This is a genomic window from Pseudohongiella sp., assembly GCF_040877505.1.
Taxonomy (GTDB): domain Bacteria; phylum Pseudomonadota; class Gammaproteobacteria; order Pseudomonadales; family Pseudohongiellaceae; genus Pseudohongiella.
The window spans coordinates 37,057-60,242 of record NZ_JBBDNQ010000010.1; the positions used below are offsets into that span (position 1 = coordinate 37,057).

Genomic DNA, 23,186 nt, shown 5'->3' on the forward strand with positions numbered 1-23,186 from the left:
TTCATCTAAATTATCATCCAGACTTCGGGCTACAAAGAATTTCATGATTAGATATTGTCTCAGCGCCATCCTGACCGTCGGTCTTTGCACTGCTACCCAGGCACAGCCACTATTGCCCGGCGCCGGTTCCTCGCAGCCGGGTTCTCCTCAACCGGGCGCGCAACAACAGAGTTTTGTGATCAGCGACATCCGCATCGATGGCCTGCAGCGCATTTCGCCCGGGGTCATGTTCAGTCTGCTGCCGGTGAGTATCGGTGACACCATGCAGCCGGGCATGACCGGCCCGATTATCCGCGCGGTGACCGAATCGGGTTACTTTGAAGAAGTGGAAGTGGCGCGCGAAGGCGACGTGCTGCTGCTGACGGTACTTGAGCGCCCGTCGGTCAGCGAGATCAATATCGAAGGCAATAAGGTTCTGCAGACCGAGGACATTCTGGAAAACATGGCGTCGGCAGAGATTGTCGAGGGCGGCATTTTCACCCGTGCCACGCTGGAGGCCATCCGCCAGGGCATTCAGGAAGTCTACTCCTCGCGTGGCCGCTACGGCACCACGGTAGACATCGAGGTCACCGAGCAGCCGCGTAACCGTGTTGCCATCGACATGACCGTTAACGAGGGTGAGGAAAGCCGCATCCGCGACGTCAACCTGGTTGGCAATACCACTTACAACGATGATGAACTGACCGAACTGATGGATCTGGGCACAAAACCCTGGTATCTGCCGTTCAGCAGCCGCGACCGGTATTCGCGCGAGCAGCTGTCGGGTGACATCGAGCGGGTCACTTCCTACTACCTGGATAACGGTTTTGCCCGTTTCAATGTTGATTCCACACCGGTGACCATTACGCCGGACAATGAACAGATTTATATCACCATCAATGTCAGCGAGGGCCAGCAGTACGAAATCAGCCGCGTGGACCTGGTGGGTGACCTGGTCAACGCCGAAGCGCTGCTGCGCGCCTACACGCTGGTAGGGCCCGGTCAGACCTATTCACAGGCGCTGATTACCGCCAGTGAAGAATACATGACACAGATCCTGGGTAACCTGGGGTACGCCTTTGCAACCGTGGAAGGGGTGCCGACGGTCAATGATGATGATCAGACCGTGGAAGTCATCTTCTATGTTGAGCCTGGCGCCCGCACTTACGTCAACCGCATCAATTTCCGCGGCAACGTATCAACCGCTGATGATGTGTTGCGCCGGGAAATGCGCCAACTGGAAAGTGCCCCCGCGTCGAGCCAGCAGATTGAATTTTCCAAGATTCTCCTGGAGCGTCTGGGTTATTTCTCCACCGTTGAGGTGGACACGGTGGAAGTGCCGGGCACTTCGGACCAGATTGATGTTGAGTTTGACGTGGAAGAGCAGAGTTTTGGCAGCATCTCCTTCAGTGTCGGCTCCGGTGGTGGCGGTGACTGGTTTGTTGCTACTGACCTGCAGGCGGAGAACTTCCTGGGTACCGGGCGCACCGTCGCTGTGGGCCTGAACCGCAGTTATTTCCAGAGCAGCGCACGGTTTTCCTATGTTGATCCGTATTTTACCCCCGATGGTGTGAGCCGTGGTTTCAACGTTTTTGTGCAGAAGCAGGATTCACCGTTCAACATTGCCAGTTTCTCGACGACTTCTTACGGGGCGTCGCTGAATTTCGGTTATCCGATCAGCGACAATCAGCGTATCGGATACAACCTGGGGTATACCCATACCGAACTGTCCTCTGGTGGTCTGTCCGTGCAGGAAATTGAGGCCACGCCGCGCGTGGGTCTCAATGATCGCTACCTGGTGCGCCCGGCCAACAATAACCCGTGGGCAGGCCCGGTGGTGGATGCCATCACGGCGCCAATTTCCAGCCTGCCCGAGGAATATCGCAATCTGCCCACAGACCCCGGGTTTATTGACAAGTATGGCACCGAGTTTGATAACTTCACGTTTACCACCAATTATGTGTACAGCACGCTGAACCGTGGCCAGCTGGCCACCCGGGGCACTCAGCACCAGGCCGCCTTCGAAATCACGGTGCCGGGCAGTGACCTGGAGTATTACCGCGCCACCTATACCGGCCAGTACTACAAACCGATTTATGGTGATGACTGGGTATTCCATCTGCGCACCAACCTGGGTTATGGCAGTGGTTATGGCGGTACCGATGACATGCCGTTCTTCCAGAACTTTTTTGCCGGTGGTCTGGCTTACAACGGTGTTGTTCGTGGTTACGACGAAAACAGCCTGGGCCCGCGCAGCACGGATCCGCGCGTCATAACGCCGCAACAGGCCGGGCTGGTGAAGGACGAAAATGGCAATATTGTGCTGACCCCGGGCGGCGCTGCCTCGTATGATGGCTCAATCGCCTACCCGACGGTGCCGGTGTTCGACAGCAACGGACAGCCGGTACTGGATGCCGATGGTAATCAGCAGGTCCAGCTGGCCGTTGAAAACTACAATCTGAACCGCCGCGATCGCGATTCCTTTGGCGGCAACATACTGACCACGCTGACTGCGGAAATTCTGTTTCCCTTGCCCTTTGTGGAGAATCGCGGTGGTGTGCGCTCCAGTCTGTTCGTGGATGTCGGCAACGTATTTTCCAGCAGTTGCAGTGAGTCCCAGAAACGCTTGGGCTGCGGCAACTTTGACGCCAGCGAGCTGCGCTACTCGGCCGGTGTCGGGGTGACCTACCTGTCGCCCTTCGGGCCGTTGACGTTCTATCTGGCAGCGCCGCTGAAGAAAGGCGAAAATGACCGAACCAAGACTTTCGATTTTACCATCGGTGCCGGTTTCTAAAAAATCTGGAAAAATTACGGTCCGAACCCGGATCTCAATGATACAATGCGCGGCTGAATACGTCAGTCGGCATTATCTACAATGCGGAGAACTCATGGTGAATACAATGAACAAGATACTGATACTCGCGACCATGCTGCTGACCAGCAGCGTAGCGGTTGCCCAGTCGCAGCCGACGATTGGCATTATTGATCTGGAACAGGCCCTGTTTGGTTCCGAGGCAGCTCAGGCACTGGAAGCGTCCACGCGTTCGGAGTTCGGAAACGACGAAGCACGCCTGGAGACGCTCAACACTGAGCTGCGTGAAATCATCGAGCGCGCCCAGCGTGACGAGTCCATCCTCAGCGAGGCGGAGATGCGCGAGATGAACTCGGATGCTGAAGAGAAGCAGGCGCAGATGCAGGTCATTGCCGAGCGACTGCAGAATGCCTGGCAGCAGCGCCAGCAGGGTTTCGTTGAGCGCATGCGCCAAAGCCTGGGGCAGGCCATTGAGGCGGTTGTTGAGGAAGGCGGGTATGACGTGGTGCTGAATGCAGAATCCGTTGCCTACTTTGACAATGCCTACAACATCACGGCTCTGGTGACGGCCAAACTCAACGAAATGGCGCAATAATACCGGCGCGCCGGTATGACAGGATCCCGTACGGTGAAGCCTTCTTTTACATTAAAAGAACTGTCCCGATTACTGGATGTGCCTGTCCAAGGCGATGACTCGATCCGGATCGACGGGCTGGCGACACTCAAGCGTGCCGGTCCGGGGAGTCTAAGCTTTCTCACCAACCCTCGTTATGCCCACCAGCTTGCTGAATGCCGGGCCAGTGCCCTTATTCTGCATCCGGACCAGGCAAGCTCTGTTACTGTTCCCTGTTTGTTGTCGCGCGCGCCTTATGTCACTTATGCCCGGGCATCGCAGCTGTTTTTCAGCCTTGCCAGTGACAGCGCCGATCAGCCACAGGAGGCTTTAGTGCACGCCAGTGCCGTGGTCGATGTCAGCGCAAGCCTGGGCAAAGGCGTCAGTGTCGGCCCGCAGGCGGTCATCGAAAGCGGCGCGGTGATAGGCGATGGCTGTCGTATCGGGGCTGGCAGTGTTATCGGTCGTGACAGTCATATTGGCAATGAGGTAGTGATCTATCCTAACGTGACGCTCTATCACGGCGTCAGCGTGGGTGATCGCTGTATTATCCATGCCGGTACCGTGATTGGCGCTGATGGTTTCGGTTTTGCGTTTGATGGCCAGCGTTCGGTGAAAATCGCTCAACTGGGTTCGGTCAGGATTGCGGCAGATGTCGAAATCGGTGCCGGCAGTTGCGTGGATCGTGGTGCGCTGGACGACACGGTTATCGAAGAGGGCGTGAAGATCGACAATCAGGTGCAGATTGGCCACAACTGTGTGGTCGGTGCCCATACCGTGATTTGTGGTTGCAGCGCGCTGGCCGGTAGCACGCGTGTCGGGCGCTACTGTGTCATTGGCGGCGGAGTGGGCATTACCGGCCACCTGAGTATTTGCGACAAAGTAACCGTCAGTGCCATGTCGATGGTGACCCAGTCAATCAACAAACCGGGCCTGTATTCGTCCGGCACCTTGCTGCAGGAAAGCGGCCAGTGGAAACGTAATGCCGTGACGCTCGGTAAACTGTCCGAGCTGTCCAGGCGTGTAAAAAAATTGGAACAGGTTCTGCCCAATGAACCGCATGAACCAGGAAATTGAAATGATGATGAACGTCGAAGAAATCAAGGAATACCTGCCACAACGCTACCCGTTTTTGCTGGTGGATCGTGTAGTCAGCATGGAGATGGGCAAGTCGATCGTGGCTTACAAGAATGTCTCCGTCAATGAACCGTTTTTCAACGGCCATTTTCCTGACTATCCGATCATGCCGGGTGTGCTGATCATCGAAGCACTGGCGCAGGCCGCCGGTGTACTGGGTTTCAAGAGTCAGGAAAAAAAGCCCAAAGACGGTTATCTGTATTATTTTGTGGGCGCAGACAACGTCCGTCTGAAACGCCCTGTGGTGCCAGGTGACTGTTTAACCCTGGAAGCGACCATTATTACCAGCAAACGCGGCATCTACAAATTCGCCTGTCGTGCCTCGGTAGGTGATGAGCTGGTCGGAGAAGCCACCATCCTGTGTGCGGAGAGGAAACGAGAACAGTGATTGATACACGCGCCATTATCCATCCCACTGCCAGGCTGGCAGACAATGTCAGTGTCGGTCCGTGGAGCATCATCGGTGCCAATGTCGAGATTGGTGAGGGCACCGAGATCAGCTCTCATGTCATCATCAAAGCCAACACCCGGATGGGTAAAAACAACACGGTTTATCAGTTTGCATCAGTCGGCGAAGATCCGGCCGATAAAAAATTCGCCGGTGAAGATACCTGGCTGGAAATAGGTGACGGCAATATTATCCGTGAAGGTTGTACCCTGCACCGGGGCACGGCTTCGGGCGGCGGCGTGACCCGCATTGGCAACAACAATCTGCTGATGGCCTATGTGCATGTTGCCCATGACTGCATCGTGGGCAGCAACACGGTGTTTGCCAACAATGCAGGTCTGTCCGGTCATGCCATTGTTGATGACTGGGTGATTCTGGGTGGTTATGCCGGGGTCAATCAGTTCCTGCACATTGGCGCCCATGCCATGATAGGGGGCATGACACACATTTCCCATGATGTGCCGGCCTACGTCATTGTCAGTGGCAGCCCGGCAGCAGTGCGCAGTGTCAACACAGTCGGTCTTGAGCGGCGCGGTTTTGACGCAGATACCGTTAAAGAGATTCGACGTGCTTTTAAAACCATTTACAAGAAAGGTTTGAGTCTGCAGGAAGCGCAGGCGCAGCTGGCCCCGATGGCGGCTGAAAATCCCGCCATTGATGTCTTGCTGCAATCCATTCAAGGCTCGGCCAAGGGCATACATCGCTGATGCTGATAGGCATGGTGGCTGGAGAAACTTCGGGTGACATGCTCGGCGCCGGCCTGATGCAGGCCATACGCCAGCGTTATCCCCATGCCCGTTTTGCCGGTGTCGGCGGCCCGCTGATGCTGGCCCAGGGTTTTGAATCCATCACGCCGATGGAGCGCCTGTCGGTGATGGGATTTGTTGAGCCATTGGGCCGCCTGCCTGAACTGCTCAGGCTCAAGCGTGATCTGGTCAGGCTCTTTGTTACCGAACGCGCTGCGGTTTTTATTGGCATCGACTCGCCCGGCTTTAATCTTCGCCTTGAGCAGAACCTGCATGATGCCGGCATCAAAACCGTGCATTATGTCAGCCCAAGCGTGTGGGCCTGGGGTAAAGGCCGCATCAAAAAAATTGCCCGCGCTGTAGACCTGATGCTGGCCCTGTTTCCCTTTGAATCTGATATCTATCAGCAGCACGGTATTGCCGTGCACTGCGTGGGACATTCGCTGGCCGACAGAATTGCACCGGGGCAGGATCAGACCCTGATTCGTCAACAGTCACGCGATGCATTGCAGCTGCCGGCGTCGTTGCCGGTGTTGTGCCTGATGCCCGGCAGCCGCAAGGACGAGGTGCAACGTCTGGGCCCGGTGTTCATCGCAGCCGCCTTGTTATGTCTGCAGCACCGGCCTGATCTGCGGTTTGTGATTCCCTGTGCCAACGAACGTCGGCGCGAACAAATTGACAGTATGCTGGAGCAGGCTCTGCAACAGAAAACCACGGCACGACACGCGTTTACCGTATCGGATGGGCGCTCTCATGAAGCCATGCAGGCATCGGATATGGTGCTGCTCGCCTCGGGCACTGCGACACTGGAAGCGCTGTTGTTAAAGCGGCCCATGGTGGTGTGTTACCGCTTGTCGGCACTGACCTGGGCGTTGGCAAAACGCCTGGTCAAAGTGCCGTTCATCTCGCTGCCCAATTTGCTGGCCGGCCGCGAGCTGGTACCCGAACTGCTGCAGGACCAGGTGACGCCAGCGACTGTCAGCGCCGAGGTACTGGCATGGCTGGGTGACCCTGCGCGGCAGGAGAACCTGTATGAAGCATTTGAGACCATTCACCAGTCCATCCGCCTGGATGCAGATCAGCAGGCCGCAAGCGCGGTATGCCGGTTGATCGCAGAGGATGCATGATGCAGCGGGTGTCGACATTGCCTGCGCACGCCGCCGACACGCTGATTGCTGGTGTTGATGAAGCCGGCCGTGGCCCCCTGGCCGGTGCCGTGTATGCGGCCGCCGTGATTCTGCCCGCGCAGTACGACCTGCCGGGGCTCAATGATTCCAAAAAGCTTGGCGAGGCTCGCCGGGAACGCCTGTTTGACCTGATTCTGGCACAGGCAGTGAGCTTTGCCATTGTCAGTGTGGACGCGGCGGAAATCGATCGCATCAATATTCTGCAGGCCAGTCTGCTGGCAATGAAAAAAGCAGTGACAGCGCTGGCAACCCAGCCGCACTTTGTTTATGTTGATGGTAAGTTTTGTCCGCAATGGCATTATCAGGCAACAGCGCTGGTGCAGGGCGACGGCCGGCTCGACTGCATAGCGGCAGCCTCGGTGCTGGCGAAGGTGGCACGCGATCGTGTCATGGTCGATCTGGATCAACGCTATCCGGGTTACGGTTTTGCGCAACACAAGGGCTACCCGACCCGGGCACACATGGCAGCACTGCAGCAACTGGGCCCGTGCCCTGAGCACCGCCGCTCGTATGCCCCGGTGGCACGCTGCCTGACGGCACTGAATCAGTAAAACCCGGACCCTGAAGGCCGGTGTTGACAAGAACAAATTCTGGAGAGGGTATGAGCCGGTTGGTTCCGACAAATTTTGTGCACTTGCGCGTACACACCGAGTACTCCGTGGTCGACGGCCTGGTGCGTGTCAAACCACTGGTCGAAGCCACCGCCCGGATGGCCATGCCCGCAGTGGCCGTCACTGACCACGCCAACCTGTTTGCCATGATCAAATTCTATACGGCGGCGATGGCGCAGGGCATCAAGCCGGTCTGCGGCTGCGATGTGCTGCTGGAAAATCCGGAGCGGCCGGACAAACCCTTTCCGCTGGTGCTGCTGGTGATGAACCTGCAGGGATACCGGAACCTGACCCGTCTGATTTCATTGTCCTACACGGAAAAACTTGGCCACGGCGAGCCCCAGATACGCCGGGAGTGGCTGCACGCCAATGCTGATGGTCTGATTGCTTTATCCGGTGGCATGAGCGGCGAAGTCGGCCGCAGCCTGATGGAAAGTGACCACGCGACCACCCGTGCGGTGCTGGACGAATACATGACACTGTTCCCGGGCCGTTTTTATCTGGAGCTGCAGCGCTGCGGACGTCAGGGTGAAGAGCCTTACCTGCAGGCGGCGATCAGGCTGGCGGCCGAGACCGGCTGCCCGGTGGTGGCAACCAATGATGTGCGCTTCATCCACAGTGACGACTTTGAAGCGCATGAGGTCAGGGTGTGTATTCACGAACGTCGCACGCTGGATGACCCGCGCCGCCCGCGACACTACTCCGAGCAGCAATACCTGCGCAGCCCGGAAGAAATGCTTGAGCTTTTCGACGACCTGCCCGAGGCCATTGAGAACACCGTGCAGATCGCGCGGCGCTGTTCACTGGAGCTGGAGCTGGGCAAACCGTATCTGCCGAATTATCCGGTGCCCGCAGGGCTGACCATGGACGAATATTTTCGCCAGGTCAGTCGCGAAGGCCTGGATCAGCACCTGCCCCGACTGTTTCATGAGATTCGTGGAAAACAGGCGCCCGAAGAAGAATTTGCCGGCTTCTGCCAGCCGTATTATGAACGTCTGGATTTTGAGTTGAATGTGATTATTCAGATGGGGTTCCCGGGTTACTTCCTTATCGTGATGGAGTTTATCCAGTGGGCCAAGAACAATGATATTCCGGTAGGACCGGGCCGCGGCTCCGGTGCCGGTTCCATTGTGGCGTATGCGCTGGGCATTACCGATCTGGATCCCTTGCGTTATGACCTGCTGTTCGAACGCTTCCTGAACCCGGAGCGCGTGTCGATGCCTGACTTTGATGTCGACTTCTGCATGGAAGGCCGTGATCGGGTGATTGCCCACGTGGCTGAGCTGTACGGCAAGGAGGCGGTGTCGCAGATCATCACTTTTGGCACCATGGCGGCAAAAGCAGTTGTGCGCGACGTGGCACGGGTGCAGGGCAAGTCTTATGGCCTGGCCGACAAACTGTCCAAACTGATTCCGTTTGAGCCGGGCATGACACTGACCAAGGCCATGGAAATGGAACCGCAGCTGCCGGAGTTTATCGACAGCGATGAAGATGCGCAGGAAATCATGGAGATGGCCTTCAAGCTGGAAGGCATTACCCGTAATGTGGGTAAACACGCCGGTGGTGTGGTGATTGCGCCGACCCGCCTGACTGACTTCTCACCACTGTACTGTGACGAGAACGGTGATAGCCTGGTCACCCAGTTTGACAAGAATGATGTCGAAACTGCGGGCCTGGTGAAATTCGACTTTCTGGGTTTGCGCACCCTGACCATTATTGACTGGGCTGTCAAAATGATCAACGCGCAGGAACCGGCGCACCAGGATAACAAGCTCGATATCCGCAATATTCCGCTGGACGATGTGCGGGTTTACGAGCTGTTGCAGCGCGCTGAAACCACTGCCGTTTTTCAGCTGGAATCGCGCGGCATGAAAGAATTGATCCGCAAACTGCTGCCCAGCTGTTTTGAAGATATCGTGGCCCTGGTGGCTCTGTTTCGCCCCGGTCCGTTGCAGTCGGGCATGGTGGATGACTTTATCAACCGTAAACACGGGCGCGCCGATAGCAGTTACCCGCACCCGGATCTGGAGCCGGTATTAAAAAACACTTACGGCATTATTCTGTATCAGGAACAGGTGATGCAGATCGCCCAGGTGCTGGCCAATTTCACTCTGGGTAACGCGGACATGCTGCGCCGCGCCATGGGTAAAAAGAAGCAGGAAGAGATGGACAAGCAGCGCAGCTTCTTCCTGAATGGCGCCGCTGATCGTGGCATCAGCGCCGAACTGGCGGGATCCATTTTTGACTTGATGGAAAAATTCGCTGGTTACGGTTTTAACAAATCGCACTCGGCCGCCTACGCGCTGGTGTCGTATCAGACGGCCTGGCTGAAGAAGCATTACCCGGCGTACTTCATGGCGGCGGTATTGTCTGCCGATATGCAGAACACCGACAAGGTCGTGACCCTGATTGAAGAATGCCGGGACATGAAGCTGCCACTGGTAGTGCCTGATGTGAATGTGGGTGCCTACAATTTTACCGTCAACAAACAGGGCGAAATTGTGTATGGTCTGGGCGCGATAAAGGGTCTGGGCGAGGGGCCGATCAACGCCATCATTGCGGCGCGTAACACCGGTGGCGACTTTAAGTCGCTACTGGATTTCTGTTCGCGTCTGGATTTGCGCGCGGTCAATAAGCGGGCGCTGGAAGCCATGATCAGGGCTGGGGCGCTGGACCACCTGGTCGATGCCGATACCGATACCACCAGAGCGCAGTTGATGGCGGCGCTGCCAGACACCGTGCAGGCCGCTGAACAGAGCAGCCGCAACCAGGCCGCCGGGGTGCTCGACATGTTTGGTGATATAGCGCCGGTACCCGAGCCGGAGGTCAGCGCCGGCGTGCTCAATGTCAGGCCCTGGACCCAGCAAAAACGCCTGCAGGCCGAACGTGACACCCTGGGTCTGTATCTGAGCGGTCACCCCATTGATGAATATCTGCCGGAACTGAAACAGCTGACCCGTGACCGGCTGGCCAATGTGCGCCCGGAGCGGGAAAGCCAGTGGGTGGCCGGGCTGCTGGTCAGCACACGTACCATGCGCAGCAAACGCGGTGACAATATTGCTTTTATTACCCTGGATGACCGCAGTGGTCGGCTGGAAATCTCGCTGTTCGCCAAGGAGTACGAGCAGTTCCGCGAACTCCTGCAAAAAGACGCCATCCTGGTCGTGGACTGCCAGGTGTCTATGGATGACTTCAAAGGAGCCATGCGGGGGCGGGCGCGTGAGGTGCTGAACCTGACCCAGGCTCGCCAGCGCTTTGCCAAAGCCATCGAGCTGGAGCTTGAGGCTGACAAATTGACGCCCGGTTTCACCAGCCGACTGGCCGGGGTGTTGCAGCCGTATCGGCAAACGCCGGCACCGATACCGGTGTATCAGACGGCGGCCGGTGCTGTTGACAGTCATCCTGAGGAGCCCCCGGTGCCGCCCGATGCGGCGTTGATGGCACCGCTGGCGCCGGTCAGTTGTCCGGTTCGCATACGCTACCGGCGGCCGGAAATTGCCGGCTGTCTGCAACTGGGCGAGCACTGGCAGGTATTGCCAGACCAGAACCTGATACAGGAACTGCATCTGCTGTGTGGTGCAAACGCTGTCAGCATTGCTTACCGCTGACGCTTATATTTGCTATCATTGCAGCCCTAATTGACCGACTTTGGCCGGAATTGACGTATTTATGAACCCGAATTATCTGGATTTTGAGCAACCCATCGCTGATCTTGAGGTCAAGATCAATGAACTGCGTCTTGTCAGTGATGACAACGATCTCAATATTAGTGATGAAATTCAAAAACTTAAGGAAAAGAATACCAAGCTTACCGAGAAGATCTACGGCAACCTGAGTCCGTGGCAGATCTCGCAGGTCGCCCGCCATCCGCTGCGGCCCTATACTCTTGATTATATTCAGCATATTTTTGATGATTTTGACGAATTGCACGGCGACCGGTTGTTCGCTGACGATATGGCACTGATTGGTGGCATTGCGCGCCTGGACGGCAAGCCGGTGATGGTCATTGGTCATCAGAAAGGCCGTGGTACCAAGGAAAAAGTGCGGCACAACTTTGGCATGCCGCGTCCGGAAGGTTATCGCAAGGCGCGTCGCCTGATTCTGTTGGCCGAGCGCTTCAAGCTGCCAGTGCTGTCCTTTATCGATACGCCTGGCGCCTACCCGGGCATTGACGCTGAAGAGCGTGGCATCAATGAAGCCATCGCCGAAAACATGGCCATGATGTCACGGGTTAAAACCCCGCTGATCGCCACCGTGACCGGCGAGGCCAACTCCGGCGGCGCCATCGCCATTGGCATCGCCGATCATCTGAACATGCTGCAGTATTCCACCTATACCGTGATCACGCCCGAAGGCTGTGCGACCATTTTGTGGAAGTCATCCGAGCACGCACCTGACGCCGCCGAAGCGATGGGTGTCACATCAACCCGCCTGGAAGAGCTGGGTATTGTGGATACCACGATTCCTGAGCCGCTGGGTGGCGCCCACCGTGATGTGAAAGCGATGGCGCGCAACATGAAAACGGCATTGATTGATCAGGTTGAGCGTTTGCAGGGCATGGACATTGATGACCTGGTGGAGCGCCGCTACAAGCGCCTGATGAGTTATGGCATCAGCAGCTGAGCGCCGTCAACATGGGCCTGAGGGCGCATGCCAATGACCGACAGCACTGCCGATACAGATTATTCCCGCGAGCAAACGTCTTTGCATGAAACTGCTCACCAGAACCCGGTCGAGGTTCTGGTGTCAGCTTTATTGCGTTTGCATCAGCAGCAACCGGCCTGTCGGCGCTTGCTGCTGGGGGTCAGTGGCGGCCTCGATTCCATGGTGTTGTTGCATGCCTGCCATCAGTTGCATGCACAGCAGAGACTGCCTTTTGCGGGCTTGCGCGTTGTGCATGTCAATCACGGCATCAGCGCCCATGCGGATGCCTGGCAGGCGCATTGCCTGGCAGTCTGCCGGGCATTGGATGTCGACTGTGTTGCGCATCGGGTAACGGTGCAGCGCGCGCCGGGGCAGAGTCCGGAGGCGGTGGCCCGGGATGCTCGTTACCAGGTGTTTGCGCAGGAACTGGCGGCAGATGAGGCGCTGCTGCTGGCACATCACCAGGATGATCAGTTGGAAACAGTATTGCTGCGCCTGCTGCGCGCCGCCGGGCCGCGCGGCCTGGCGGGCATGCCGGAAAGCCGCGCGCTGGGAGCCGGTGTGTTGTGGCGACCCTTGCTGGCGGCGACGCGGGCGCAACTGGCGGGCTGGGCCCGGGCCAATGCGCTGCAATGGCATGATGATGACAGTAACGGCGATGATTCGTTGAGCCGGAATTATCTGCGTCACCGGCTGATGCCGACACTGGCAGAGCATTGGCCAGGCTGGCGACAAAGTGTGGCACGCACGGCGGCGCTGGGAGCCGACGCTGATTTGATACTCAGCGAGCTGGCCGGGCAGTTGCTGCTTACGCTGTCGCCGCCCGACAGCAATCGATTGAGCTGTGCGGGGGTGCGGAATCTGTCGGCAGCCAGGCAGCGATTGGTCATTCGCCACTGGCTGCTGCGCGAAACAGAACAGGTGCCCGGCTGGCGATTGGTACAGCGGGTACAGGATGAGTTATTGAGTGCGCGCGATGATGCGCAACCGCAGATCAACTGGCAGCACTGGCAGTTGCGCCGCTTTCGCGATGAATTGTACTTGATAGAGGCGCTGGATGACGTTCCGGCGCAACCGGATGAGGGTTACGCATGGCGCCCGCAAGGTGACGGGCGTTATGTGGCAAGGGTGTTGCCCGGCAATGGTTCACTGCGTTTGTATCAACCCGTTGGTGCGCAAAAACACCAGGTCATGCGCTTGCCTGCAGGCGAGTGTGTGATTCGTTATCGTCGCGGTGGTGAGGTTTGTGCCTTGCCCGGTCGGCCACAACGGCCATTAAAAAAAATTCTGCAGGAGTCCGCATTGCCACCGTGGGTGCGTGAGCGGACGCCCTTGTTGTATATCGATCATAAGCTGGCCTGGATTGTCGGGGTTGGTGTGTGTGACGGTTTTCAGGCTGTTGATGAAGGTGCGGGCTGGGCAGTGAGCTGGCAGACGCCTTCGCGACAGGATCATATTTAATTTGTCGATGCTGGGCGCTTCTGGTAATCTGTAGCCCCATCAGCGACACAGGATGGGGCGTTAAATGACGCGATATATTTTCATTACCGGTGGGGTGGTTTCCTCACTCGGCAAAGGCATCACTTCAGCATCTCTCGCGGCGATTCTCGAAGCCCGCGGACTCAAGGTCACCATGCTCAAACTGGACCCGTATATCAACGTGGATCCCGGTACCATGAGCCCGTTCCAGCACGGCGAAGTGTTTGTGACCGAAGACGGCGCAGAAACAGATCTTGATCTGGGCCACTATGAGCGTTTTATTCGCACCACGATGAGCGCACGCAACAATTTCACCACCGGTCGGGTATACGAAGAGGTCATCAGGCGCGAACGTCGCGGTGATTATCTGGGCGCAACCATTCAGGTTATCCCGCATATTACCGATGAAATCAAACGCCGCGTCATTGATGGTGCGGCCGGTGCCGATGTAGCGCTGGTCGAAATCGGTGGCACGGTGGGTGACATCGAATCCCAGCCCTTCCTGGAAGCCGTGCGCCAGATGCGCGTTGAACTGGGCTCGTCAAAAGCGTTGTTCATGCACCTGACGCTGGTGCCCTACATTGCCACCGCCGGCGAAACCAAAACCAAACCGACCCAGCATTCGGTGAAAGAACTGCGCTCCATCGGTATCCAGCCTGATATTCTGATTTGTCGTTCCGAGCAGGAAATCCCTGAGTCAGCGCGGCGCAAAATTGCCCTGTTCACCAACGTGGATTTGCCAGCGGTGGTGTCATTGCCTGATACCAATACCATTTACCGGGTGCCATCGATGTTGCGTGCTGCCCACCTGGATGAAATTGTGGTCAGCAAATTTGGCCTCGATTGCCCCGCGGCCGACCTGGGCGAGTGGGACCGGGTGGTGGATGCCAAGCTCAATCCTGACCGTGAAGTCAATATCGCTATTGTCGGCAAGTACATGGAGCTGCTGGATGCCTACAAGTCTCTGATCGAAGCCATCAGTCATGCCGGCATTCAGACCCGCACCCGGGTCAACATCAAGTACATCGACTCCAGCGACATCAAGGTGCATGGCACGTCGTTGCTGGAAGGCGTGCACGCGATTCTGGTGCCGGGCGGATTTGGTCTGCGTGGGGTCGAAGGCAAGATCAGCACGGTACAGTACGCCCGCGAAAACAAAATTCCGTACCTGGGTATTTGTCTGGGTATGCAGGTGGCCGTGATCGAGTACGCCCGCAACAAAGCGGGCCTGCCGGAAGCCCACAGTTCTGAATTCAAACCCGACTGCAAAGATCCGGTCGTGGCCCTGATCAGCGAATGGATGACCGCCGATGGTGGTGTTGAAGTGCGTGACGAACATTCCGATCTGGGCGGCACCATGCGTCTGGGCGCGCAGGAGTGCCGGTTGCAGACGGGCTCCCTGGCACATCAATGTTATGGCCAGGACGTGATTGTTGAGCGCCATCGTCATCGCTTTGAGGTCAATAACAATTACCTGCAGGCACTGGAGGCCGCCGGCCTGATCATCGCTGGCCGTTCCATGGACGGTGAGCTGGTTGAGGTCATCGAAGCGCCCGATCATCCCTGGTTTGTTGCCTGTCAGTTTCATCCCGAATTCACCTCCACCCCGCGCGATGGCCACCCACTGTTTACCGGTTTTGTGAATGCGGCCCTGGCGCATCAGGCGGCGAGAGACAAATGAATGCTGCTCACTTACAGCTAAATGAGCAGGTGCGCTTCGGCAATGATCTGCCGTTTGTCCTGATTGGCGGCATGAACGTCCTGGAGTCAGCCGAGCTGGCCATGGAGGTCGCCGCGCACTATGTGGACGTCTGTGGTCGGCTGGGTATTCCGTATGTGTTCAAGGCCTCCTTTGACAAGGCGAACCGGTCGTCGATCAATTCCTACCGGGGCCCGGGTCTGCAGAATGGCCTGAAGATACTGCAGGCCATCAAATCGAAATTTGACGTGCCGGTGCTGACCGATGTTCATGAACCGGCACAGGCCGAAGCAGTGGCTCAGGTGGCGGACATTCTGCAACTGCCAGCTTTTCTGTCGCGGCAGACCGATCTGGTGACGGCGATGGCGCGCACCGGTGCCTTCATCAATATCAAGAAAGCACAGTTCCTGGCGCCGGAAGAGATGCGGCATATTCTGCGCAAATTCGAAGAGGCCGGAAACAACAAGTTGATGCTGTGTGAGCGCGGCTCCAGTTTTGGTTACAACAATCTGGTGGTGGACATGCTGGGATTCTCGGTGATGAAAAAGTTCCGTTACCCGGTGATGTTTGATGTCACCCATGCCCTGCAGAAGCCCGGTGGCCTGGCCGCCAGTGCTGATGGCCGCCGCGCCGATGTCACCACACTGGCCCGGGCCGGCATGAGTCAGGGGCTGGCAGCGTTGTTTCTGGAGGCGCACCCGCAGCCGGACAAGGCGCTTTGTGACGGCCCCTGCGCGCTGCCGCTGGACAAACTGGAGGCGTTTTTGCTGCAAATGAAACAGGTCGATGATCTGGTGAAAACGTTCCCGACAATCGATACCGAATAACGGGTCAGAAAAGCACTCGCTAAGAAAAGCATCTAAACAGACAAAGCAGAACAGGAAATACTATGGCTATCATCAAAGACATCTGCGCACGTGAAGTGCTGGATTCCCGCGGCAATCCCACCGTTGAGGCAGACGTGACGCTGGACAATGGCATCATGGGCAGTGCCTGTGCACCTTCGGGCGCCTCCACCGGTTCACGCGAAGCCCTGGAGCTGCGCGACAAGGACCCTTCACGTTACTTGGGCAAAGGCGTGTTGAAGGCAGTTTCGCATATCAACAAGGATATTCGTGATCTGCTGCTGGGTCATGATGCTGCTGATCAGGCGACAATAGACAAGATGATGATTGACCTGGACGGAACTCCGAACAAGGCCAAGCTCGGCGCCAATGCCATTCTGGCGGTGTCACTGGCTGCGGCCAAGGCTGCGGCCCAGGCCAATAAACAGCCCTTGTATGCATGGATCGCAAAGTTGAACGGCACCCAGGACAGCATGAGTTTGCCGGTGCCGATGATGAACATTATTAACGGTGGTGAGCACGCGGACAACAATGTTGATATCCAGGAATTCATGGTGCAGCCGGTGGGTGCACCCACCTTTGCCGAAGCGCTGCGTTATGGCGCCGAAATTTTCCACAGCCTGAAATCGGTTCTGAAGCAACAGGGGCTGAGCACAGCAGTGGGCGATGAAGGCGGTTTTGCCCCCGACCTGCCGTCCAACGCGGCGGCGCTCGATGCCATCACCAAGGCCGTAGAGAGCACCGGCCTGAAGATGGGCAGTGATATCCGCCTGGCGCTGGATTGTGCCTCATCCGAATTCTACAAAGACGGTAAATACAATCTAAAAGGTGAAAACGCCGTTTATGATGCGGCGCAATTTACTGACTACCTGGCAAAGCTGTCTGTCGATTACAACATCCTGTCCATTGAAGACGGCATGGATGAAAGCGACTGGGACGGCTGGGCGCGCCTGACGCGAAAAATCGGCAACAAGGTGCAACTGGTTGGTGATGATCTGTTTGTGACCAATACCGATATTCTGGCGCGCGGCATTGATGAAGATATCGCTAACTCGATTTTGATCAAATTCAATCAGATCGGTACACTGAGCGAAACGCTGGCAGCGATCCGCATGGCACGAAAAGCAGGGTATACTGCTGTGATCTCACACCGTTCGGGTGAAACCGAAGACACCACGATTGCGGACCTGGCGGTTGCAACCGGTGCGGGTCAGATCAAAACCGGTTCACTGTGCCGCTCGGATCGTGTTGCCAAGTATAATCGACTGCTGCGTATTGAGCAGGAACTGGGCAGCAAGGCGATTTATCGCGGCATTGAGGAGTTCCGTCACGTTAACTGACCGCCCTGACGACAACAACAGAGTCTCTGGCTTATGAAAGCACTGGTGACAGCGCTGGTTCTGGTTTTGCTGGTCTTGCAATGGCGATTGTGGGTCGGTGACGGTGGCGTCGCCGACCTGAACCGGCTGGAAGAACAGTTGGCAGTGCAGCAGCAGGAAAACGAAGCTCTGCGCGAGCGCAACCAGATGCTGGAAAGCGAAGTGCTGGATCTGAAAAATGGCCTGGAGGCTGTGGAAGAGCGCGCGCGCGCCGACCTGGGCATGACGCGCAAAGATGAAACCTTTTACATGATTATCGAATAGGCCTATGACGATCTGGGCTGTTGTCCCCGCTGCCGGTATTGGCAGCCGCATGCAGGTTGCCATCCCCAAACAATATCTGCGAATCAACGGGCAGACAGTGTTGTCGCTGACGCTTGCGCGGCTGTCAGCTCTGGCGCAGGTGGAGCGTATCATGCTGGTGCTGAGCCCGGACGACAGACACTGGGCGCGGCACAATTCAGTCTATAACCCGGAGCGCGACAAAGTACTGACCTGCGTGGGCGGTGAAGATCGCTGGCAGTCGGTACTCAATGGCCTGGACGCGCTGGCCGGGTTGGCGGGACCAGATGACTGGGTGCTGGTGCACGATGCCGTGCGCCCGTGTGTTCGGGTCGATGATATGTTGCGTTTGCTGGAACTGGCCGCAGGCGAGGGCACAGGCAAGGGCAAGGGCGCAAAAGGTAGCAGCGGTGGTTTGCTGGCGTTGCCGGTGAGTGACACCCTGAAGCGTGCTGACAGTGAGCGTCATGTTGTGCAGACCGTCGACCGCGACGCGTTGTGGGCCGCCTGCACGCCACAACTGTTCCCGTTTCAGCGCTTGCGTGATGCCTTACGTGCAGCATCAGCGGCAGGTGTCACACTCACTGATGAGGCCTCGGCCATGGAATGGGCTGGCGAGCATCCGCAACTGGTGCCTTGTCACAAGGACAATATCAAGATTACCTATGCAGAGGATCTGCAACTGGCGGAATTGATTCTGCAGGCGCAGGCGCAGGCGCTGGAGACACGCGCCACGGCTGAAACTGGAACACAGGCATATACAGGCATACTGGAATGAAAGATATCAGAACCGGACATGGTTATGACGCACACCGGTTCGCCGAGCCCGATGATCAACGCGCCTTGATACTGGGCGGTGTCACCATACCCTATGAGCGCGGACTGTTGGCGCACTCTGATGGTGACGCGCTCATCCATGCGTTGTGTGATGCCATACTGGGCGCGCTCGGACGTGGTGATATAGGCCGTCATTTTCCGGATAATGATGCGGCCTACAAGAATGTAGACAGTGCTCTGTTGCTGCAACAGGTCGTGTCTATGGTGGCAGACGGTGGCTGGACGCTGGCCAACGCAGACATGACGATTCTGGCACAGGCACCCAAAATGGCGCCACATATCCCGGCCATGTGCAAACGACTGGCGGAGTTGCTGAATGTTGACGTGGCGCGTGTCAATGTGAAGGCATCAACGACCGAGGGCATGGGATTTGTCGGGCGCCGCGAAGGTATCGAAACCCACGCTGTTGTTGTGTTGTACCGCTAGGTGGAGCTGCCGCCGCTGCCCCGGTCTCTCGGCACGCCTTTGTTACAGGCCCGATTCAAAGTTGCGATGGATGACTTTGTGGTCAATGAAGTGCTGGGTTTTGAGTGCAGCGGGGAGGGTGAGCATCTGTGGCTGCAAGTGCGCAAGACCGGCATTACCACCAGTGACGTTGCCGGGCGCCTGGCGCGGGCCACCGGACTGCGCCAGGGTGATATCAGCTGGTCGGGACAAAAGGACAAACACGGTGTCTGCACGCAATGGTTCAGCCTGCACTGGCCCAAAAACAGTGCCGGCCATGACCTTGGCGGCCTGGCGCAGATCGAGTCGGACGATTTGATTATTGAGCAGCAGTTGCGCAACAGCCGCAAGTTGCGCCGCGGCAGTCATCGCAGCAACCAGTTCCGCATTCGTTTGCGTGATGTCAAGGCGGCAGACGGGGTGTCATTGAGTGACGCCTGGCAGGATCTTGACATTCGCATGCAGGCCATTGAGCACTCGGGGGTGCCGAATTATTTTGGTGAGCAGCGCTTCGGTCACGCTAACCTGGCCAATGCCGAAGCCTGGTTTGCCGGTAAAACCAGGCCGCGCGGTCGACTGGAACGCGGCATGTGGCTGTCTGCGGCCCGCTCGGCGCTGTTTAATGCGGTGCTGGCCCGGCGTGTGGCGGCCGGCAACTGGAACCGCTGGTTGCCGGGCGATGTCATGAACCTGAATGGCAGTGGCAGTGTTTTTGTCTCCAGCGCAGATGACGCAGACCTGCCGCAACGACTCGCCGACATGGATATTCACCCGACCGGCCCGTTGTGGGGACAGGGTGCGCTGGCCAGCCGGGATTCGGCGGCAGCACTGGAACAGGCAGTGGCAGATGAGATGGCTGTCTTCAGTGCGGCGTTGCCGCGCTACGGATTGCAACAGGAACGGCGCAGTTTGCGTTTGCCGGTTAAGGCTTTAGACTATCGGCGGCCTGATGACGGCACGCTGGAGATTGAATTCACGCTGCCGACGGGGACCTATGCCACGGCAGTATTACATGAACTTTGTGGCTATTAAGAACTGCATCGCAGGTAAGAACTGCATCGTCGGCAATAACTGCATCGTCGGCAATAGCTGCATAGCCGGGCAGGCTCGCTTTAACATGACACATAAGGGAACGATTGCTTGAACACTCCAAATCTGGCCGGCATAGGCATGACCTCGCAACGCACCCGCGAACGCATGATTGCCTCACTGCTTGAAAAAGGCATCAAAAACTGGGCGGTGCTTGATGTCATGCGCACCACGCCGCGTCATATTTTTCTGGATGAAGCGCTGTCGCATCGGGCCTATGAAGATACCGCGCTGCCCATCGGCTATAGCCAGACCATTTCGCAGCCCTTTGTGGTGGCACGCATGACCGAGGCGGTGCTGGGCAATCGCGCGCCGGAGCAGGGTAAATTACCCCGGGTACTGGAGATCGGCACCGGCTGTGGATACCAGACGGCGGTGATTGCACAGCTTGCTGAACGGGTGTGGACGGTGGAGCGCATTCAGCCCTTGCTGGAAAAAGCACGCCGAAACCTGTCATTGCTCAATGTGCGCAATGTGCGTTCCAAACATGATGATGGCAGTCTGGGCTGGGCCGAACATGGCCCCTTTGATGCCATCATTGCAGCGGCGGCGCCGCAACAGGTGCCAAATGAGCTGATGGCGCAACTGGCTGATGGCGGACGGCTGGTGATTCCGGTGGGTTCAGAGCGCGGTGGTCAGGAACTGTTGTTGATTGAGCGCGAGGGTGATGCTTTCAATCGCCAGGTGCTGGAAGCGGTCAATTTTGTGCCCCTGTACATTGGCCAGGTGCAGTACTGATGGCAACAGTATCGTTGTTCCGGGCCCGCCTGGTGTTGTTCCTGAAGGGCATGGCGATGGGCGTGGCGGATTCGGTACCGGGTGTGTCCGGCGGTACCATTGCAGTCATCAGCGGTATCTACGAGGCATTGATCGACGCCCTGAAGCAATGTCACCCACTGGCGCTGAAAACGCTCTGGCAGCAAGGGCCGCGTGCATTCTGGCAGCAGATTCACGGCGCGTTTCTGTTCACGCTGTTAGCCGGCACACTGCTGAGCCTGGTGTTGATGGCCAATACCGTGCTGTATCTGCTGGAGACGTATTTTGTCCTGGTGATGGCCTTTTTTATGGGCCTGGTACTGGCGTCATGCTTTTTGCTGCGCGCTGATGCCGGGCGCTGGACACTGTTCAAAGGCCTGCTGTTTGGTATTGGTTTCATGCTGACGGCGTTGACGGCCATACTCAATCCGATGGCTGGCAGTACCGCACTGGTCTACATCTTTTTCAGCGGCATGATTGCCATTTGCGCCATGATTCTGCCGGGCATATCGGGTGCTTTTATCCTGCTGCTGCTGGGCGTGTATGAATACGTGCTGGGTGCGCTGCGCAGCTTCCAGCTGGAGGTGATCCTGGTATTTGCGCTGGGCTGCGTCATTGGTCTGCTGTCCTTCGCGCATCTGTTGTCGTGGACATTTCGTTATTACCGCGAACAATCCTATGCCTTTCTGATCGGCATGCTGGCGGCCTCTCTGATTGTGTTGTGGCCCTGGCGTGATGCGTCAGTGCCAGCCGCTGACGCGGGCACCCTGGTGGCAGCCTTGCTCTGCGCGGCAGCGGGTTTTGGGCTTATTCTGGCATTTTCGCGCTGGGCACGTGCTTGACGTGGCATCCTGAGGCGCTGCAGTTTATGATGGGCCGTCTCATTGCTGTTTAAGTCGTTTGAGTCGTTCAAGTTGTTTCAGGTGTTATTGTCATGAGTCAGTCCAAGCACGCCATCCCGACCGTCCCCCACAAGGTTTTTCGCCGATCGGCAGGCGCTTTAATGTTATTGCTGCTGGCTGCGTGTGGCAGTACCTACCAGGCGCCCATGGATGATCGCAGCAGCGCTCTGGAACGCTCGCCACCGGTGATTGTGCCCAGTGGCCAGACGGCGCCGACACCACGCCGCAGCGGGCCGGAAATCGCATCGACTGGCAATGACGGCAGCAGTGCATCAAACAGCAACAATGGTGATTCTGTCGGCGCCAGCGCCACGGTTGTCAGGCCGGTCACACTGGGTGGCGGCATCGGGCGTACAACTCTCGGTCGCAGCACTCTGCCTGCCTCTGGCGATCAGGCGCAAGCGAGCCAGCCACAAGCCAGCCAGCCGCAAGTGGCTGTCAGCAGCGAGCGTCAGGCCGAGCCAGCGGCGGCACCCGGCAGAACTCAGGCGCGAACGCACACTGTAGCCCGGGGCGACACCCTGTATTCCATCGCCTGGACCCACAATATTGACTACCGGCGCCTGGCGCTGGTCAATAACCTGTCGGCACCGTACACCATCTATCCTGGGCAGCAGTTGAATCTGAGTGACTCGGGGGTTTCCGAATCTGCGATCAGTGCGCTGCCTGATATTCCGGCATCGCCTGCCGGTGAATTGGCGGTCAGTGGCGGTCAGCGTCCACAGGCCGCGATTGATGCCCGACGTACCGGCATTATCACGACCCGCGAGGTAGAGGGAGTCAACTGGCAGTGGCCGGCTGATGGCCGCATGCTGAGCATGTTTTCTGAATCAGGCAGCAGCCGTGGCATCGATATTGCCGGTGTCCAGGGGCAGGCCGTGTACGCCGCGGCCGATGGTGATGTGGTGTATGCCGGCAGTGGTATTCAGGGCGCCGGTAATCTGGTGATTCTGCGCCACAGCGCCCGCCACCTGAGTGCGTATATGTACAACCGTGACATGGTGGTGAGCGAAGGAGACCGTGTGCGTGCGGGTGACAAGGTTGCCGAAATGGGATCCGGTCCCGGCGGGCGCGATATGCTGCATTTTGAGGTTCGGGTTGATGGCAAACCCACGGATCCGGTGAGGTTCCTGCCCAGCCGTTGAACTCCCCTGTGCAGCGGCGCTGACTGAGGTGCTGGCTGCTCCGCTATCTGTTTCTTTGTCTGCCGTGTTATCCGAATTGTGATATCGCGCACAGTTTCCAGTATCCAACAGCCGTATTCTCGTTTGATGTCTTTTTTGTCGGCGTTTTGCTG

20 protein-coding genes are annotated in these 23,186 nt (G+C 57.6%); all 20 read left to right on the forward strand.

Annotation, left to right across the window (positions count from 1 at the left end; all coding sequences use genetic code 11):
• Positions 1-43: 43 nt before the first annotated feature.
• The 20 genes from bamA to WD071_RS03505 all read left to right on the forward strand — a co-directional run bounded on the left by bamA (position 44) and on the right by WD071_RS03505 (position 23,034).
• Positions 44-2,773, forward strand: a complete 2,730-nt coding sequence (gene bamA / locus WD071_RS03410) for an outer membrane protein assembly factor BamA (RefSeq protein WP_368046926.1) — start codon at positions 44-46, stop codon at positions 2,771-2,773.
• Between the two features lie 106 nt (positions 2,774-2,879).
• The gene (locus tag WD071_RS03415; protein WP_368046927.1) at positions 2,880-3,386 is read left to right on the forward strand and encodes an OmpH family outer membrane protein; all 507 of its coding nucleotides are present in this window, start codon (positions 2,880-2,882) and stop codon (positions 3,384-3,386) included.
• Between the two features lie 33 nt (positions 3,387-3,419).
• The gene (gene lpxD, locus WD071_RS03420) at positions 3,420-4,481 is read left to right on the forward strand and encodes a UDP-3-O-(3-hydroxymyristoyl)glucosamine N-acyltransferase (RefSeq protein ID WP_368046928.1); all 1,062 of its coding nucleotides are present in this window, start codon (positions 3,420-3,422) and stop codon (positions 4,479-4,481) included.
• A gap of 4 nt (positions 4,482-4,485) precedes the next feature.
• Positions 4,486-4,929: a 3-hydroxyacyl-ACP dehydratase FabZ gene (gene fabZ / locus WD071_RS03425; RefSeq protein WP_368047006.1), complete on the forward strand. Its 444-nt coding sequence runs from the start codon at positions 4,486-4,488 to the stop codon at positions 4,927-4,929.
• A complete protein-coding gene (lpxA, locus tag WD071_RS03430) occupies positions 4,902-5,696 on the forward strand; it encodes an acyl-ACP--UDP-N-acetylglucosamine O-acyltransferase (protein WP_368046929.1) in 795 nt (264 codons plus the stop codon). Before fabZ ends, lpxA begins: the two co-directional genes overlap by 28 nt.
• The gene (gene lpxB / locus WD071_RS03435; protein ID WP_368046930.1) at positions 5,696-6,862 is read left to right on the forward strand and encodes a lipid-A-disaccharide synthase; all 1,167 of its coding nucleotides are present in this window, start codon (positions 5,696-5,698) and stop codon (positions 6,860-6,862) included. The genes lpxA and lpxB overlap by 1 nt, the downstream gene beginning before the upstream one ends.
• Entirely contained in the window at positions 6,859-7,473 is a 615-nt protein-coding gene (rnhB, locus tag WD071_RS03440; RefSeq protein WP_368046931.1) for a ribonuclease HII, read from the forward strand. Before lpxB ends, rnhB begins: the two co-directional genes overlap by 4 nt.
• A gap of 50 nt (positions 7,474-7,523) precedes the next feature.
• Complete coding sequence (gene dnaE / locus WD071_RS03445; protein WP_368046932.1) at positions 7,524-11,141, forward strand: DNA polymerase III subunit alpha; 3,618 nt, start codon at positions 7,524-7,526, stop codon at positions 11,139-11,141.
• A 61-nt stretch (positions 11,142-11,202) separates the two neighbouring features.
• On the forward strand, positions 11,203-12,156 hold the full coding sequence (locus tag WD071_RS03450; RefSeq protein ID WP_368046933.1) for an acetyl-CoA carboxylase carboxyltransferase subunit alpha: 954 nt from the start codon (positions 11,203-11,205) through the stop codon (positions 12,154-12,156).
• A gap of 33 nt (positions 12,157-12,189) precedes the next feature.
• Positions 12,190-13,638, forward strand: coding sequence for a tRNA lysidine(34) synthetase TilS (gene tilS, locus WD071_RS03455; RefSeq protein ID WP_368046934.1), 1,449 nt, complete (start codon positions 12,190-12,192; stop codon positions 13,636-13,638).
• Between the two features lie 64 nt (positions 13,639-13,702).
• Positions 13,703-15,337: a CTP synthase gene (locus WD071_RS03460; protein WP_368046935.1), complete on the forward strand. Its 1,635-nt coding sequence runs from the start codon at positions 13,703-13,705 to the stop codon at positions 15,335-15,337.
• The gene (gene kdsA / locus WD071_RS03465) at positions 15,334-16,182 is read left to right on the forward strand and encodes a 3-deoxy-8-phosphooctulonate synthase (protein ID WP_368046936.1); all 849 of its coding nucleotides are present in this window, start codon (positions 15,334-15,336) and stop codon (positions 16,180-16,182) included. Before WD071_RS03460 ends, kdsA begins: the two co-directional genes overlap by 4 nt.
• A 62-nt stretch (positions 16,183-16,244) precedes the next feature.
• The gene (gene eno, locus WD071_RS03470; protein WP_368046937.1) at positions 16,245-17,540 is read left to right on the forward strand and encodes a phosphopyruvate hydratase; all 1,296 of its coding nucleotides are present in this window, start codon (positions 16,245-16,247) and stop codon (positions 17,538-17,540) included.
• 33 nt (positions 17,541-17,573) lie between these two features.
• Positions 17,574-17,843, forward strand: a complete 270-nt coding sequence (gene ftsB, locus WD071_RS03475) for a cell division protein FtsB (RefSeq protein ID WP_368046938.1) — start codon at positions 17,574-17,576, stop codon at positions 17,841-17,843.
• Positions 17,844-17,847: 4 nt separating this feature from the next.
• Positions 17,848-18,639, forward strand: coding sequence for a 2-C-methyl-D-erythritol 4-phosphate cytidylyltransferase (gene ispD, locus WD071_RS03480; protein WP_368046939.1), 792 nt, complete (start codon positions 17,848-17,850; stop codon positions 18,637-18,639).
• 5 nt (positions 18,640-18,644) lie between these two features.
• Entirely contained in the window at positions 18,645-19,124 is a 480-nt protein-coding gene (gene ispF / locus WD071_RS03485) for a 2-C-methyl-D-erythritol 2,4-cyclodiphosphate synthase (protein WP_368047007.1), read from the forward strand.
• A gap of 39 nt (positions 19,125-19,163) precedes the next feature.
• A complete protein-coding gene (gene truD / locus WD071_RS03490; protein WP_368046940.1) occupies positions 19,164-20,174 on the forward strand; it encodes a tRNA pseudouridine(13) synthase TruD in 1,011 nt (336 codons plus the stop codon).
• A gap of 138 nt (positions 20,175-20,312) precedes the next feature.
• The gene (locus tag WD071_RS03495; protein ID WP_368047008.1) at positions 20,313-20,969 is read left to right on the forward strand and encodes a protein-L-isoaspartate(D-aspartate) O-methyltransferase; all 657 of its coding nucleotides are present in this window, start codon (positions 20,313-20,315) and stop codon (positions 20,967-20,969) included.
• The gene (locus WD071_RS03500) at positions 20,969-21,829 is read left to right on the forward strand and encodes a DUF368 domain-containing protein (protein WP_368046941.1); all 861 of its coding nucleotides are present in this window, start codon (positions 20,969-20,971) and stop codon (positions 21,827-21,829) included. The genes WD071_RS03495 and WD071_RS03500 overlap by 1 nt, the downstream gene beginning before the upstream one ends.
• A 92-nt stretch (positions 21,830-21,921) precedes the next feature.
• The gene (locus WD071_RS03505) at positions 21,922-23,034 is read left to right on the forward strand and encodes a peptidoglycan DD-metalloendopeptidase family protein (protein WP_368046942.1); all 1,113 of its coding nucleotides are present in this window, start codon (positions 21,922-21,924) and stop codon (positions 23,032-23,034) included.
• Positions 23,035-23,186 lie beyond the last annotated feature (152 nt).